The organism is Streptomyces sp. NPDC057623 (assembly GCF_042800355.1).
GTDB lineage: Bacteria > Actinomycetota > Actinomycetes > Streptomycetales > Streptomycetaceae > Streptomyces.
In genome coordinates, this window is the sequence record NZ_JBHVGZ010000057.1 from 24,981 (window position 1) to 40,121 (window position 15,141).

The window sequence follows — 15,141 nt, forward strand, 5'->3', positions numbered from 1 at the left end:
CCGAGTAATCGACCTGGCGCACGGCCCGCCCCTCACGCGCCGGTGACCTCCGCCAGATACACCCCGAACTCCCCCTCCAGCACCAGCCGCCCCAGCTTCCGGTACTCCTGGGCGACCGCCGTCACCAACTGCCGCATGGTGAGCGGACCGCCGGCCTCCGCGGCGAGGTAGGCCGCGGTCACCGCGCAGGCGCGGATGGAGCCGCCGGCGAGTTCGAAGCGGTCGGCGCAGAAGGCGAGGTCCAGGTCGTCGGCGCGGGGCAGCCGGCCGCCCAGGCAGCGCTCCCACAGGGCGAGGCGCTGGCCGGAGTCGGGCACCGGGAAGTCGGCGACCACGTCGAGCCGTCGGGTGAACGCCTCGTCGAGGTTGGCCCGCAGGTTGGTGGTCAGGACCGCGATCCCGTCGAACGACTCCATGCGCTGGAGCAGATACGCCGACTCGATGTTGGCGTGCCGGTCGTGCGCGTCCTTCACCGCCGAGCGCTTGCCGAAGATCGCGTCGGCCTCGTCGAAGAGCAGTACCGCGTTGACCGCGGAGGCCTCGGTGAAGATCCGCTCCAGGTTCTTCTCGGTCTCCCCGATGTACTTGTCCACAACTGTGGACAGATCCACGACATACAGGTCCATGCCCAGGTCGGCGGCGACGACCTCGGCGGACATGGTCTTGCCGGTGCCCGACTCGCCGGCGAACAGCGCGATCACACCGCGCCCCCGGCCGCCGCCGGGCCGCATCCCCCACTGCCCGAGCACCTGCTCGCGATGGCGGGCCCGCAGCGCCAGTTCGCGCAGCCGCCGGTGCGTGGCCGGCGGCAGCACCAGGTCGTCCCAGCCGACGCCCGGCTCCACCCGGCGGGCTAGCCGGTCGAGCCCCGCGCCGTTCTGGGCCCGTACGGCGGTGCGCAGGTCGTCGGGGCCGACCGGACGGCCCGCGAGGGCGGCCGTGCGCACCGCCACGTCGGCTGCGCGGCGCACCTGCCCGGAGTCCAGGCGATGCGCGGCGACCGCCTCGGCGAGCGCCTCGACCTCGCCGATCGCGAGGCCGTCGTCGCGGTTGTCGGCGGCGGCCCGTTCGAGGGCGTGCCGCCAGCGCGCGGCCTGCCGCTCGGGCGACGGCGCCGCGACGGTCAGGGCGACGGGCGTGTCGGCCGCCCACTCCGGGGCCCAGCCGACCGTGCCGTGCGTGATCAGGGCGATGCCCCGCAGCGCCGCGCACAACGCCCCGAGCGTGCGGGCGCGTTCGGCGGGTTCGCCGGGGAGCGCCTCCAGAGGGCCGAGGACGACTCCGGCGCCGGTGAGGCGGGCTTCGAGGGCGGCGACCCGGGCGAGTTCCGGTATGTCGCCCGCGCGCCGGGCGAGCGCCGCCGCGTCCAGGACGAGCGGGCGCAGCCCGGCCGCGTGCAGGGCCGCGGTGGCCAGCCCCGCCGCGTCGCCGCCCCGGGTGCGCAGATGGACGAGGCCGACGCCGGTGCCGGCCGCGGCCGCCGTCCGCCGGACGTCCGCCTCCTCGGCGGTCGGGTCCTCGCGGACGGCACCGAGCACTCCGGCGAGCCGGGCGTCGGGGCGGGCGCTGCCCAGCAGGTGACCGGTGACCCGGTCCGGCACCGCCAACACCCGTGACAGCGGCGGCCGTTCGGGTTCGGTGACCTCCACCAGGCCGCCCGCGACCAGCGGCGCGCCGGGAGCGATCCGGAACCGGGCGGACGCCGCCCCGGGCAGCCCGCACAGCTCCAGGGCGAGCCCGACCGTGGGCCGGCGGCGGGTCAGGTCGTCGTTGAGGAAGCCGTAGAGCCGCTCGAACCGTGCGTCGAGGTCCGGTGCCAGCGCGACCAGGAGCAGGTCCAGGTCCAGCGGGGAGAGGCCGAACCGCCGGGCGAGTCCGTCGAGCACGGAACCGGCCGCCGGCTGCCACGGCTCGTGGGCGGGCACGCCCAGTCCGCCCGGCTCGTCCAGGATGCGGGCGACCGCGTCGGGGGTGAGGTACTGGCCGCGGTACGGGTCGTCGGGGTCGGGGTCGGCGGCGCGCCGCACGGCGACGGCGTGCCGCACCCGGTCCTCGACCAACTGGAGCCGGGCCCAGAGGTGTTCCACGTCGGCGAGGACGGGTTCCGCGTCGGGCCGGACCTCGGCCGGAGCGCCGACGTCCTGGGATGTCGTGTCGGGTTCGACGGTGTGCGTCACGGCTGGCGGTCTCCCCTGCGACGGCGACGGGCGGGGGCGGGGCCCCGTTCGCGCGGGCCCGCGAAGCCGCCGTCCGGGCCCGGGTCGGTGGCCTCCGTGTAGCGCAGGCGGCGGCCCGGTGTCGTCTCTCCGCCCTCGCTCCGGGTGGCGGAGCGTACGACGAGGCCCTCGGTGACCGGCGGCGCGGTCTCGGTGGTCACACCGGCGAGCGGCGCCCGCGCCCGGACCTGGAGGGACGCCTTCAGCTCGCCGCCGAGCGCCGACCACACGTCGGCGGCGGCCGGAGCGTCGAGTCCGACTCCGCCGGCGTCCAGTCCCACCGTCAGTCCGAGGTCGGCGAGCGTGCCGGTGAGCAGCCGGGCGGGCAGGGTGTCGGCGCTGATCAGGGTCGCCAGCACCTGCGCGAGCAGCCGGTGTTCGTCCTGCGGGCGGCTCGCCCACGCCGTGACCAGGTACGTCAGCTCGAACCAGCGCGGCGGGGTGCGCCGCGCCACCAGATGCCCGTCGGCGTCGTAGACCTCCCCGGCGCCGCTGCCGCGCCGGGTGGCGTCCTCCCGGATGTCGTAGAGGAAGACGCAGACGGTGGGGGCGCTGCGGCGCGCCGCCCAGTCCCGGGTGGGGGCGTCGAAGGCCACCTCGACGCCCGACGCCTCCAGGCCGGACTCGCCGAGCAGCCGGCGCAGGCCCTCGTCGACTTCGTGGATCACCGGCGGGTCACCTCGTCGGGCGGCTGGAAGGTGCCGCTGACCACCAGGAAGTCGGTCGTCACCGGCGAGAACCCGCGGCCCTTGGCGGTGATGACGCGCGGCCCGGTCTGGTCCTTGGCGAGGATGAGCAGCTGGCCGATGAAGGTGCCGTCCGGCAGCGGAACGGTCGGCGCCGCCGCCGCGGTGATCCCCGGCTTCCAGGTGAACCGCACCGGCACTCCCGGCGGGAAGTCCTTGCCGCGCACGGAGGTGACGAAGCCGGGCTTGCCGATGTCCGGCACCGCGACGATGCGCGGCTGGAGGATGCGCAGCCGCTGCCGTGCGGTGTTGTCGCCCTTGTCGGCGTCGGTGCCGGTCGTGGTGAGCTCACCCGTGACTCGGCCGGTCAGCGCCTTGTCCGGGCTGAGGACGACCCGCACGACGGTGCTCGCGCGCGGCTTCAGGTCCGGCAGCGCGCACACCCAGGAGCTGTCGCAGCCCTGCGGCCGCCCGTTGTTCGGGATGCCCTGGGGCAGGCCGATGCGCAGCCGCAGCCCGGTCGCGAGTGCGTTGCGGCCGTTGCGGACGGTGTAGGTGACCACGACGCGTCCGCCGACGTAGCCCGGGTTGGGCTGGGCGGTGACCTGCACGCCGGGTCCGGCGTCGGGCGCGGGCGGCTCGGCGGGCACGGTGGGCGTCGGGGTCGGGGTCGGCGGGTTCGGGGTCGGCGGCGGTGTCGCCTCGCGCACCGGGACCACGGTCCGGCCGGCGTTGTCGCTGGGCTCCGGATCGATGACCGTGCCGGTGACCGACCAGTCGACGGGCTGGTCACCGGCGGTGAGGCCGGTGAGGGTGACGTTCACCGTGACGGTGCTGCCGGGCCGCACCACGCCGACGTCGCACTGGAGGGTGGCCGCGTCGCAGGTGCCGCCGGGGTGGGTCACCTCGGTGACCTGCGCGCCGGCCGGCGGGGCGATGGTCAGGGTGGTGCCCGGGGAGGCTGCGGGGCCGTTGTTCACCAGGCCGACCCGGACGGTGGTGGACTCGCCGACCGTGACCTCGGGGGTGGTGCCGGGCGCGTCGACCGCGAGGTTCACGGACTGCTGGACGCTGGGCTCCTTCTGCCGGCCCGGCAGCGAGCCGGTGAGCGGGGTGAGGTCGCCGGAGTCGACGTCCAGCACGCCCAGCTTCTCCGGGCTGTTGACCGCCGCCTCGGCCCGCGAGCTGATCACCAGGCTCTCGCCGTCGGCCGTCCAGGCGGCGTCACGCGGCTGGAACGGGCCGGTGGCCGAGGGGTCCGGCAGCTGCCGGCCGCAGGCCCCGGGCAGGTCGAGGACGGTGGCGGGCGTCAGCACCCGGCAGTCGTCGCCCGTGAGGGAGGTGAGCAGGATGCCGCCGCCCTGGTCCACCTGGCCGCCGCCGCTCTTGCGGTTGAAGGCGATGGTGGTGCCGTCCGGCGAGAACGCCGGGCTGTCGTCGATGACCTCGCAGGCGCCGGGGCAGTTCGTGGCGCTCAGGTCGCGCTGCTGGTCCAGGCGGTCGACGGGCACGGTCCAGATGTGCTTGTTGCCGCCGTTGCCGTCGATCACCGTGTTGCGGGTGAACGCGAGGGTGGTGCCGTCGGAGGACCAGGTGGGCTGGGCGTCGCCGCCCGTCTGCTGCCCGGCCGGCGGGGTGATCCGCCCGGTGATCGCGCCGGTGGCCGCGTCCGCGACGAGGATGCGGCTGGGCCCGCCGACGCCGCCCGGCGAAGTCCGGGTGAAGGCGAGGTACTTGCCGTCCGGGGAGAACGTCGGGTCGGTGTCCCAGTCCGTCGCGCCGCGTCCCGCGAGCGGCATGGGCCGGGCGTTCGTTCCGTCGGCGTCCGCGATCCAGATCCGCTCGATCCGGCCCTGGGAGCCGTCCTCGAAGCGGGTCAGCACGATCCGGCGGCCGTCGGGCGTGTATTTCTGCCGCTCGGTCCACGGGTCGTACTCGGCCGCGGGCCGGAACAGCGGGTCCTTGGCGGGATCGGTGTTGGTGTCGGCCTGCGGATCCTCGTTGAGGATCGGCAGCCCCAGATCGCGGGGGTCGGACCCGTCCGCCCGGACGTCCTGGAGCGTCACCACGTGCGCGCCGGAGTGCTCCTTGTCCGGGGCCGGCGCCGAGGTGCGCTCGACCACCGCGCCGCCGCCGTCGAGCGAACCGGACCAGGTGACCGAGGTGACCTCGCGGTCCTCGTTCAGCACGAGCGGGGGGACCTGGTCGGCGTCGTGGGCGGTCGCCTTGAACACATGGTCCCAGTCGCCCTCGCACTCACACGTGATCTCGGGGCTCAGGAACAGCACCTGGTCCCCGTCGGGCAGCCACGCTGCCCCGTGGGCACGCCACTGTGCCCGGTCGCCCCCGAGCAGCGGCTCGTCACCGGTGCCGTTCGCGTTCGCCACCCGCAGCCGGGGCGTGCTCTGCCCGTCGACGGTGGTCGTGGCGGTGTACGCGATCCAGTCCCGGTTCTCGTCGTCGTTCACCGGGTTCCACACCGGTTCGCCGGCCGTTCCGTTCGCGGGGGAGGTGACGCGGGTGGCGGTGCCGCCGTTCAGGGGCCGTACGTAGATCTGCTCCCCGGCCGCCGCATCGCTGTCGCTCGCGTACGCCAGCCGCTGCCCGTCGGGCGAGACGGTCGGGCCCTCCTCGTTCGCGGGGGTGTCGGTGAGCCGGGTCAGGCCGGTGCCGTCGGTGCGCACCAGCCACAGGTCGCGTTGCGCGGCGCTGCCCGGGCCGGACTCGGCCGCGTCGAACACCACGGAGGCACCGTCCGGGGTCAGCCTGGGGTGGGCGGCGTCCATGCCGCTGGTCAGACGCCGTACGGAACCGTCGGCGGACCGGAGGTAGATCTGCTCGGTCGCCTCGTCGCGCAGGCTCGCGAAGACCATCTGGTCGCCGAGAGCGGACGGCTGGACGTCCTGGTGGGCCGGGCCCTCGCCGAACAGCGGGGTGCTGGAGGTCGTGGTGGCCACCTTGCCGAGACTGCGGTGCCGGGTGCCGGCGTAGGCGATCCGGGTGTCCGTGCTGCCCACGGCCGCGGCCCGCGGCGCGGACTCGGCGCCGCTCTGCCCGGAGGCCGCCGTCACCCCGAGCAGCGGGATCAGCAGCAGCAACGACATGCCGAGTCTCCCGGGGCGGTACCGCCCGCCTCGGCCAGCGGTTCCCATGGAGGTCCCCCTCGCGGTCTGGTGCGGCACGTGGATGTGCCCCTGCCACCCTGCGACGACCGCGCACGACGCGGCAGGGCGGCGGGGCCGTACCCGGGGGAAGCGTGCGGTGTGCTTTCGGGCAGCACCGGCGTACCCGACCGTCGTTCAGATGAGCCCGTTCCGCAGCGCGTAGCCCACCGCATGGGCCCGGTTGCGCAGTTGGAGGCGGTTGATGATCTCGTGCAGGACGTTCTTCACGGTCCGTTCGGAGTACGCGGTCTTGCGGGCTATCTCCGCGGTGTCCAGGCCCTCCGACACCAGCCGCAGCATGTCCGCCTCCCGGGTGGTCAGCGTGGACAGGGACAGGCCCTGTGGATCCAGCGCCGAGCGCTGGAGGCTGCCGACGTGGGAGAGCAGTTTGCCGAGCAGGTCGCCGGGGAGCACCCCCTCGCCGTTGGCCGTCGCGAGGACCAGGTGGACGAGCCGGTCCTGGTCGGCGTCGGCGCGCCGCAGCACCGCCGGGACGCCGCACTCGATGACGCGTTGCAGCGCGCCGGAGCCGAGGGTGCCGACCACGAGGCCGACGCGGGTGGCGGAGTTGAGCCGCAGCCGGTGCAGCAGGGCGGTCACGTCGTCCTCGACGTGGTCCACGACGACCAGCGACACCTGGGCGCCCTCCGCGTCGGCCTCGGCGAGCAGGTCGACCTCGGGACGCTGGCGTAACTGCTGGACGACGCCGACGCGCAGGATCGGATCGGCGGCGTAGACGGCCACGGTCACCCGCTCCGGCCATCCGGTGGGCGAGACCCGGTGCCCGGAACCGACGGCGGCGGGCACGTGAGACGTGGAGGCAGACATGGCCGGGGTGTTCTCCTCTGCGCAGGACATGGGGGCTACCTGTTCATGAGTTCGTGGGGGAGGATCGCTGGGGCGGGACGAACACCGGAAGGCGGCGCGCGGGGGCCGTCGGGTGACATCAACCACCCACTTGCACGGGCGGGTTGGCGGTGGCCGCGCGGGCACCACGACTGCCCGGGTGTTGCCCTCGCACCTCTCTGCGCACCCCTGCGGGCGTTTCTACCGTGGTGGTGTGACGCCTTCTCCAGCCTCTTCCGGTCCCGGTGCGCCCGGACTCGACATCCCGGTCGTGACAGTGGCCCCGGGCGGCACCGCCACGACCAGTCTGACCGTCCGCAACGACAGCGACATCGTCGAGGCCTACAGCCTTGAGGTCGTCGGGGACTGTGCTTCCTGGACCACCGTGGAACCCGCGCGGGTCTCCCTCTACCCCGGCACCTCCGAGACGGTGACGATCCGTCTGGAGCCGCCGCGCTCCCCGGAGATCCGGGCCGGCGAGCTGCCCCTCGCGGTACGGGTCCTGCCGACCGAGCATCCCGACGCGGTACGGGTTCCCGAGACCACCGTGCACGTGGAGGAGTTCCACGAGCTGCGCACCGAGCTGCAGCCGCGCCGTCGGCGCGGCTGGCTGCGGGGCCGGTATCGGCTGGCGGTGCGCAACGAGGGCAACACCCCGGTGCAGGTGGGCTTCTCCCCCGGTCAGGCGGGCGAAGAGCTGGCGTTCGCCTTCAACCCGGCCGAGCCGAAGCTGGAGCCCGGCGAGTCGGTCGAGGTCGGGCTGCGGGTCCGTACGGGCAAGCCCGTGTGGTTCGGCTCCCCGGTGGTGTGGCCGTTCACGCTGGCCACCACCGAGACCGGTGACCAGGACGAGGCCCGCGCGGACGAGAGCGCCGGCCGGCCGCCGCTGGACGCGGAGTTCGTCCAGATCCCCATCTTCCCGAAGTGGCTGCTCGCCGTGCTCGCGGTGCTGCTCGCGCTGCTGCTCGCCTGGTTCGCGCTGGTCCGCCCGGCGGTGCGCAGCGCCGCGAAGGAGGCGGCCAACGAGGCGGTCCAGCCGCGTCCCACGCCCGCCGGAGAGCAGGGCGGCGAGGGGAAGACACCCGGCAACGGTTCCGGCGGCGCGAGTGCCTCGCCCGACGGCCAGGGCTCGGGCGAGGGGCAGGGCCAGGGTCCCGGAGGGGGCGGTGACGGCACCTCGGCCGGGGGCGGTCAGCAGAGCTCGGCGACCATCGACCTGAAGACCGCCGCCGGGGAGACCAAGCCCGGTACCTACAAGGTGCCCGACAAGAGCGTCTTCGGTGTGACGGACATCGTCGTCGCCAACTTCCAGGGTGACGAAGGGGTGATGACGATCAGCTTCGGCGACCGCAAGATCACCACGATCGCCCTGGAGACGTTCCGCAACCAGGACTACCACTGGGTCACCCCCATCAAGATCCCCGCGAACGACACCGTGACCATCGAGGTGACCTGTGCCAAGCCGGGCACTCCGGCCACCGGCCGCAGGGCGCAGGGATGTCACGAGGTTCTCAACGTGAGCGGTGTGCTCAGCCGCACCGAGCAATGAAACGGACCTCACCCTTCCGATCATTTTCGATCAGTGTCGACTACATCTGTAAAGAGTGGCAGGTAATTCCGTCCAGAAAACGTTAACTCTGGACCGAAAACTGGCATCCAGTCACATACGCCACACCCGTCGGCCCGGCAGCCCTGCCGGGCCGAGACGGCAGCCGCCCGGTTCGCCCGGCACGACCGTCCCCGGAGGACGCCGATTCGGGGTAGGAGCGGCTCCGTTTCCGGGACGGCAGGCCCTACGCTGATCCCCGTGAGGCAGGCAGGCGCTGGGAAGGATGATCGGTGATGACGTCCCTGAGCACCGGGGACCCGGAGTCCATAGGCGGGTACACCCTGCTCGGTCGGCTCGGGGCGGGCGGCATGGGGGTCGTCTATCTGGGAGTCTCCGCCTCGGGGCGGCGGGTCGCGGTCAAGCTCGTGCACGGGTCGTACGCGCAGGAGGAGGAGTTCCGAACGCGCTTCCGGCAGGAGATCGCGGCAGCGCGCAGGGTGAGCGGCGCCTTCACCGCGCCTGTCGTGGACGCCGACCCGGACGCCGAACGGCCGTGGATGGCGACGCTCTACGTGCCGGGGCTCAGCCTCGCCGAAGTCGTGAAGAAGGACGGCCCGCTGAGCGGGCGGCAGCTGCGCGCGCTGGGCCTGGGCCTCACCGAGGCGCTGCGCGACATCCACCGGGCGGGCCTGGTGCACCGGGACCTCAAGCCGGCCAACGTCCTGATGACCGAGGACGGGCCGCGCGTCATCGACTTCGGCATATCGCGCGCCGCCGACAACCAGAGCCTCACCATGACCGGGCGGGTGATCGGCACTCCGCCCTTCATGTCGCCGGAACAGCTCGCCTCTCCCCGGGACGTCACCCCGGCCTCGGACGTGTTCTCGCTCGGCTCGCTGATGGTGTTCGCGGCCGTCGGCACCGGACCGTTCGACGCCGACAGCCCGTACCTGACCGGCTACCAGGTGATGTACGAGTCCCCGGACCTCGCCGGGGTGCCCGAAGGGCTCCTGCGCATGGTCGAGCGCTGCCTCGACAAGGACCCGGCGGCGCGGCCGGAACTCGCGGATCTGCATCGCATGTTCCAGGCGCTGCCGGACTCCGACACCGCCGCGCCCCCGAAGGCCGCGGGGCCCGCGAGACCCCGGCCCCGCCCCGCTCCCCTGGACGCGGTCACCACCCCGGCGGGCGGCACGACCGGCACCAGCGCCGGCAAGGGACGCCGTGCCCGGATGTCGCTCACCGGCCTCGGCGCGGCGCTGGCCGTCGTGGGGCTGAGCGTCGGGCTGGGCGTCTTCGTGTCCGGCCCGGACACGACCACCACCACCGCCAACGCCACCGCCACGACCACCGCCCGCACCGCGTCCCTGCCCGACGGCTGGCGGCCGTGGCGCACGGCCCTGCGGCACGACGTGAAGGGTGTCCCGCTCGACTACGGGAACCTCGGATGCGTGACGGACAAAGGCGCCCTGTTCTGCGGCGGTACGGGCTTCACGGTCGCCAGGGTCGACCCGGCCTCCGGCCGCGTCCTGTGGCGGGCCGGCACCCGTCCGCAGGGGGTGCGGCCGATCGGCGTCCGCGACGGACTGGTCTACGTGTTCGAGGATCCGGACGACACGGTCAGGCGTGTGGTGGCCCTCGACGCCGGTACCGGACAGCGGCGGTGGCAGCGCGACATCGACAAGGCCGCGAACCCGGTCCTGTTCGACGGCGGACTGCTCACCCTGGCTCCCGAGTCCTCGTCGTTCGTCGCCTACGGCCCCACCGGCAGGGAACTGTGGCGGGCGCCCTCCCTGGACGAGATCTGCGTCCCGTCGGAGCTGGGAGGCGTCCCGTACGCCCAGTGCTCGGCCGGCATCGAGCTCGGCCAGGCTCCGATCGCCCTGATGAGGCTCAAACCCGGCAGCACGACCGAGACCGCCACCCTGCCCCGGAAGGCGCAAGCTCTCGGCGCCGTGGACGGGCAACCCCTGTTCCTCGCCCCGCAGACGGCGAAGGACGTGTACGAAGCCGGGTACGAGCGGCCGTACAACGCGCTGCTGCGTGTGGTCCCGGAGACCGGGCAGGTCAGACGGATACCGCTGGCACGTCCGCTGACCGGCGCGGCCACCCTCGTGGACGGCGTCGTCTACTTCGTCCGGTCCAACGGGTCGGTCACCGCGGTGTCGGCGGACAGCGGCAAGGAACTCTGGCAGAGGATGACGGACATGGAGAACCTGTCCGCGCCCGCGGTGTCGGCGACGTACAAGCGGGTCTACTTCTCCAACCGCTTCGGCCGCCTGCTGGCACTCGACAGCCGCACCGGAGCGGAGGAATGGCGCACCGCCGCCCTGGACGACCCCGGAGACAAGGCGGAGGGCACCCCGCCACGCGTCCTGCTGGTCAGGGACGCGATCGTGGCGACGGCCGGCGACACGGCCTTCTCCCGGAGCCCGGACGGGCCCACCTGACCGGCCTGCTTCCGGCGGCCGCACGCCGAGTTGTCCGCGAACTCCCCCGGGATTGTCCGTGATCGGTAACGGGCGCATCCGGTGACCGCCGTTCCTCGTCCTGCCAGTTGGTCGCACGGCGGCCGGGGATCGGTGCGGAACTGCGCGAAGGCGGGGCGGACATGGCACGGCACGGTGGCGGGCGTGGCTGGTACGGCAAGGTGGTCGGGGCGGCGCTCGGGGTGACGGTGCTCGCTGCCGGCGCCGCGGTGTGGACCGCGCAGGCCGGTGCCGTGGTCGGCCCGTCGCCGAAGGCGACCGCGTCGGCCACGCCCGGCGGTGCCGTCAAGCCGGTCGACGTGAGCATCGTGCACGCTTCGGACGCGGGGGCGCGCGGCGTCAACATCACCATCGACGACGGACCCGACCCGGTGTGGACCCCGCAAGTGCTCGACGTGCTGCGGGAGTACGGGGTGAAGGCCACGTTCTGCATGGTGGGGACGCAGGCCCAGGCCCACCCGGACCTCGTGAAGAAGGTGGTCGCGGCCGGGCACCGGCTGTGCGACCACTCGGTGTCGCACGACACCACCATGGACAAGCAGTCCCAGGCGTACCAGTCGCAGCAGATCCTCGACGCCGAGCGCATGATCACCGAGGCGTCCGGGGGCGTACGGCCGATGTACTACCGGGCGCCCGGCGGGGCCTTCACCCCCTACAGCCGCACGCTCGCGGCCTCCCGGGGCATGCGCCCGCTGGGCTGGAACGTGGACACCAAGGACTTCGAGCTGCCGGGCACGGACGCCATCGTCGCGACCGTCGAGCAGGAGCTGCCGAACGGGCCGACGCTCCTCTTCCACGACGCGGGAGGCGACCGCTCCCAGACCGTGGAGGCCCTGCGCCGGCTCCTCCCCCGGCTCAAGGAGCAGGGCCGCTCCTTCGGCTTCCCGGTTCACTGAGCCCCGGCCGACGATTCGGCGGCGGTCTTCCACGCCACCCCTGACCTTCCTGAAGGTCCACGGCTGGACTCCCTCAGTGGAGGACGGGGCGGTAGACGAGCTCCTGGACGCGGCCGTCGAGCGTCCGGTTCTCCACCAGTTCCAGGTCGAAGTCGGCCGCGCCGTGGAAGACCGGGTCCACTCCGGTCTGTCCGGTGATGACGGGGAAGAGCGTCACCTGCAGACGGTCGACCAGGCCGGCGGCCATCAGCGACCGGTTCATCGACAGGCTGCCGTGCGAGCGCAACGGCACCTCGGACTCCTCCTTGAGCCGGGCGACGACGTCGACGGCGTCACCGCTGACGACGGTCGCGTTCGGCCAGTCGAGGGGGCCTTCCAGGGTCGTCGACACCACCGTCGTCGGCAGGTTCCTCATCCGGGTGACCCAGGGGTCGCGTACGTCGGAGTCCTCGGTGCTCGACGCCAGCATCCGCGTGAACGCCCGAAAGGTGTTGGCCCCGAAGACCATCCGCTGCTCCGTGTCGTACAGGGCGAGGCGGCGGTCGAGCAGTTCGGGGCCCTGCTTGCCCCAGTAGCCGGTCCAGTCGCCACCGGCGGCGCCGTAGCCGTCGAGGCTGGAAAACACGTCGAAGGTGTAGGTGGCGGTCATGGCGTTCTCCCTCGGGTGCGGGCGATCGGTGCCGGTACGGACCGGTGGTCCGTGCCGGACGGGCTTCGGCGACCGTCGCATCCATGGACCCGGCCCGCCCGCGAAACTCATCGCCGTGCCGCACCACGAGTGGCCCCTGCCACTCGAATGGCCCGTGATCGGCGACCTGTTCTCAGCCGCTCGTGCCGGACGGCGCGGGCTGTGCGGAGGGCTCGGTCGGGGCGGGTGTGTTCCCGGCGTCGCCGAGGGCGAGTCCGCAGGTGCCGGACCTCGACGTGCCGTCCTGCCCCGTCAGTTCCACGGCGACCTGGCCGTCGGCGTCCTGGCTGTAGGCGATCGTGCAGGTCAGCTGGCGCAGTGCGGTGCTGTCCAGGCCCTTGAGGGCCAGCGGCAGCCGGACCGTCACCGCGCCGCCCGCGGCGCGCTCGACCTCGGCGGTCCGGCCGGCGCGGGCAGTGGGCAGGGCGGTGCCCAGACCGGCGGCACGGTCTGCCTCCCCCGGGCCGTCGAGCAACGCCATGACGACCTTCTCCGTCGGCACCGGACCGTCCGTCTCACCGGAGTTCCGCTCCCCGGAACCCGACACGCCGGATCCCTCACCGAACCCGCCCTCGGGCCGGGTCGTGCGGATCACTGGGGTCAGCCCTCCGTCGGGCGAACGGAAGAAGAGCAGCATCTCGTGGTCGCGGTCGAAGGCAGGGCGTGCGAGACGTCGCGCCGCAGGGCGGCGGTGTCCCCGTCGGCGGCGGCCGCGCTCATCCGGGGCAGCAGCGCGGTCACCACGGAGACCGTGACGATGCCGTGCGGTACGACCCACAGGGCATAGGCGTTGTTGTACGCGCCGTAGCCGGGGCCGCCGTCGAGGCCCGCGGTGGTGGCCAGCCGGGTGGTGACCCAGTAGGCGGCCTGGTTGGCCAGGACCAGCAGCACCAGCCAGCCGGCCGCGCGCAGGGGGCGGGTCAGTCCGCTGCCGCGCCAGTCGAAGCGGGGCCGCCAGCGGAAGCGGTCCGCGCGCAGCGCGGGGACGAGGGCGAGGGCCTGGGCGGCGATTCCGGCGGTCGTGCCCCAGCCGAGCACGGCGGTCTCGGTCGGGGTGAGCGTGTTCCCCGCAGTGGGTGTGTCCCCGCCGCCCAAGGCGAGGGCCAGGTGCAGCCGAAGACGGTCATGACGACGTTGTTGAGGACCGGCGCCCACATCATCGCGCCGAACCTGCCCCGTGCGTTGAGAAGACTGGGGCAGGCATTGACTCGCTCTCCCTCCTGAAGTCGGGAGATTCTGGCCTGCCCGCTCCTTGCTGTGCCGCTACGCGGCGCGGGCATCGGGCGGGCTTCCGTGGCTTCCTGCTTCTGTGCGCTGTGCCAGAACGGGTTCTGGTCTTACCTGCGCTCCACAGGCTGTAACCGCCAGTCCGGCGGCCTGTTTGACGTTGAGTGCGGCGTTGTGGTCCCGGTCGTGGACGGTGCCGCAGGCCGCGCAGGTCCACTCCCGCACATGGAGGGGTTTGGGCCCGTCTGGGTGGCCGCATGTGGAGCACACCTGGCTGGTGGGCTCGAACCGGCCGACCTTCAGGAAGGTACGCCCATACCGCTGCGCCTTGTATTCCAGCATGCCCACGAACTGCGCCCAGCCCGCATCGTGCACACTCTTGGCCAGCCGGGTGCGCGCGAGTCCATTGACTGCCAGATCCTCCACGGCGACCGCTTGGTTCTCGCGGATCAGCTGTGCGGAAAGCTGGTGGTGGAACTCGCGGCGCGCGTCGGCGACCTGGGCATGCGCGCGGGCCACCTTCAGGCGGGCCTTCTCGCGGTTCTTCGATCCCTTCTGCTTGCGGGACAGCTCCCGCTGGGCCCTCTTGAGTTTCTTCTCCGCGCGGCGCAGGAACCGCGGGGAGTCGATCTTCGTGCCGTCGGACAGGACCGCGAAGTGGGCCAATCCCAGGTCGATGCCCACGCTCTGGTCACTGTCGGGCATTCGGGCGGCGTCGGCGGCCGGGTCGGTGTCGACGGCGAAGGACGCGAAGTACCGCCCGGCCGCGTCCTTGACCACGGTGACACTGGACGGCACCGCGGGCAGGGTGCGGGACCACTTCACCCGCACCTCGCCGATCTTCGGCAGGTTCAGCCGCCCCGAGGCGGTGATGGACCAGCGGGCGTTCGCGGTGAACCGGACCGACTGCCTCGAATCCTTGCGGGACTTCAGACGCGGCGCGCCCAGCCTCGGGCCCTTGCGCTGCCCCTTCAGGGAGGCGAAGAAGTTGCGATAGGCCATCTCGGCATCCCGCAGGGACTGCTGCAACACCACCGCGGACACCTCACCCAGCCAGTGCCGCTCAGGGGTCTTCTTCGCCTCGGTGACCAGCGTCTTCGACAGCGCTGCCGCGGCGGGAAACGCTTCCCCCGCCGCCCGCGCCCGCTCCCGCGCAGTGATCGCGTCGTTGTACACCACCCGCGCGCACCCGAACGCCCGGGCCAGCGCGATGCGCTGGCCCGGCGTCGGGTCGAGACGGAAGGCATACCGAAGCTGCATGATCCGGACGCTAACACCGGCCACTGACAGTCCGGGACGGATCAGCCGAATCCAGCTCCGCTGGAACGATTCGGCGACGCTCCGGGTCGCCAGGTCCGGATTCGCTTTGCCACCGGCCTG

Annotated in this window: 10 protein-coding genes and 1 pseudogene; 3 read left to right on the plus strand and 8 right to left on the minus strand. The window is 73.1% G+C overall.

Features of this window, described 5'->3' with window-relative positions:
* Nucleotides 1-32: 32 nt before the first annotated feature.
* The 4 genes from ACFU95_RS38030 to ACFU95_RS38045 form a co-directional block, all read right to left on the minus strand.
* Complete coding sequence (locus ACFU95_RS38030) at nucleotides 33-2,087, minus strand: AAA family ATPase (RefSeq protein WP_383838123.1); 2,055 nt, start codon at nucleotides 2,085-2,087, stop codon at nucleotides 33-35.
* Between the two features lie 86 nt (nucleotides 2,088-2,173).
* The gene (locus tag ACFU95_RS38035; protein ID WP_383838023.1) at nucleotides 2,174-2,884 is read right to left on the minus strand and encodes a DUF4255 domain-containing protein; all 711 of its coding nucleotides are present in this window, start codon (nucleotides 2,882-2,884) and stop codon (nucleotides 2,174-2,176) included.
* Complete coding sequence (locus ACFU95_RS38040; RefSeq protein ID WP_383838026.1) at nucleotides 2,881-6,006, minus strand: hypothetical protein; 3,126 nt, start codon at nucleotides 6,004-6,006, stop codon at nucleotides 2,881-2,883. Before ACFU95_RS38040 ends, ACFU95_RS38035 begins: the two co-directional genes overlap by 4 nt.
* Before the next feature lie 195 nt (nucleotides 6,007-6,201).
* On the minus strand, nucleotides 6,202-6,894 hold the full coding sequence (locus ACFU95_RS38045) for a LuxR C-terminal-related transcriptional regulator (RefSeq protein WP_383838029.1): 693 nt from the start codon (nucleotides 6,892-6,894) through the stop codon (nucleotides 6,202-6,204).
* A 232-nt stretch (nucleotides 6,895-7,126) separates the two neighbouring features.
* Between ACFU95_RS38045 and ACFU95_RS38050 the strand changes: the two genes are divergently transcribed.
* The 3 genes from ACFU95_RS38050 to ACFU95_RS38060 all read left to right on the plus strand — a co-directional run bounded on the left by ACFU95_RS38050 (nucleotide 7,127) and on the right by ACFU95_RS38060 (nucleotide 11,846).
* Complete coding sequence (locus ACFU95_RS38050) at nucleotides 7,127-8,461, plus strand: hydrolytic protein (protein ID WP_383838032.1); 1,335 nt, start codon at nucleotides 7,127-7,129, stop codon at nucleotides 8,459-8,461.
* A gap of 293 nt (nucleotides 8,462-8,754) precedes the next feature.
* Nucleotides 8,755-10,911: a protein kinase gene (locus ACFU95_RS38055; RefSeq protein WP_383838035.1), complete on the plus strand. Its 2,157-nt coding sequence runs from the start codon at nucleotides 8,755-8,757 to the stop codon at nucleotides 10,909-10,911.
* A 161-nt stretch (nucleotides 10,912-11,072) separates the two neighbouring features.
* Nucleotides 11,073-11,846, plus strand: a complete 774-nt coding sequence (locus ACFU95_RS38060; protein WP_383838038.1) for a polysaccharide deacetylase family protein — start codon at nucleotides 11,073-11,075, stop codon at nucleotides 11,844-11,846.
* 73 nt (nucleotides 11,847-11,919) lie between these two features.
* Here ACFU95_RS38060 and ACFU95_RS38065 read toward each other — a convergent pair whose 3' ends face one another.
* From ACFU95_RS38065 to ACFU95_RS38080, 4 genes and pseudogenes are all read right to left on the minus strand, one after another.
* A complete protein-coding gene (locus ACFU95_RS38065) occupies nucleotides 11,920-12,495 on the minus strand; it encodes a dihydrofolate reductase family protein (RefSeq protein WP_383838040.1) in 576 nt (191 codons plus the stop codon).
* A gap of 172 nt (nucleotides 12,496-12,667) precedes the next feature.
* Nucleotides 12,668-13,129: a hypothetical protein gene (locus ACFU95_RS38070; protein ID WP_383838043.1), complete on the minus strand. Its 462-nt coding sequence runs from the start codon at nucleotides 13,127-13,129 to the stop codon at nucleotides 12,668-12,670.
* Nucleotides 13,130-13,179: 50 nt separating this feature from the next.
* Nucleotides 13,180-13,724 (minus strand): annotated as a pseudogene (locus ACFU95_RS38075) (lipid II flippase MurJ); the annotation flags it as partial.
* A 73-nt stretch (nucleotides 13,725-13,797) separates the two neighbouring features.
* A complete protein-coding gene (locus ACFU95_RS38080) occupies nucleotides 13,798-15,021 on the minus strand; it encodes an RNA-guided endonuclease InsQ/TnpB family protein (protein WP_383838046.1) in 1,224 nt (407 codons plus the stop codon).
* Nucleotides 15,022-15,141: the final 120 nt, after the last annotated feature.

Coding starts and splice junctions, on each gene's coding strand:
- ACFU95_RS38060 (WP_383838038.1), top strand. CDS start 11,073: ATGGCACGGCACGGTGGCGGGCGTGGCTGGTACGGCAAGGTGGTCGGG.
- ACFU95_RS38080 (WP_383838046.1), bottom strand. CDS start 15,021: ATGCAGCTTCGGTATGCCTTCCGTCTCGACCCGACGCCGGGCCAGCGC.
- ACFU95_RS38065 (WP_383838040.1), bottom strand. CDS start 12,495: ATGACCGCCACCTACACCTTCGACGTGTTTTCCAGCCTCGACGGCTAC.
- ACFU95_RS38055 (WP_383838035.1), top strand. CDS start 8,755: ATGACGTCCCTGAGCACCGGGGACCCGGAGTCCATAGGCGGGTACACC.
- ACFU95_RS38045 (WP_383838029.1), bottom strand. CDS start 6,894: ATGTCTGCCTCCACGTCTCACGTGCCCGCCGCCGTCGGTTCCGGGCAC.
- ACFU95_RS38040 (WP_383838026.1), bottom strand. CDS start 6,006: ATGTCGTTGCTGCTGCTGATCCCGCTGCTCGGGGTGACGGCGGCCTCC.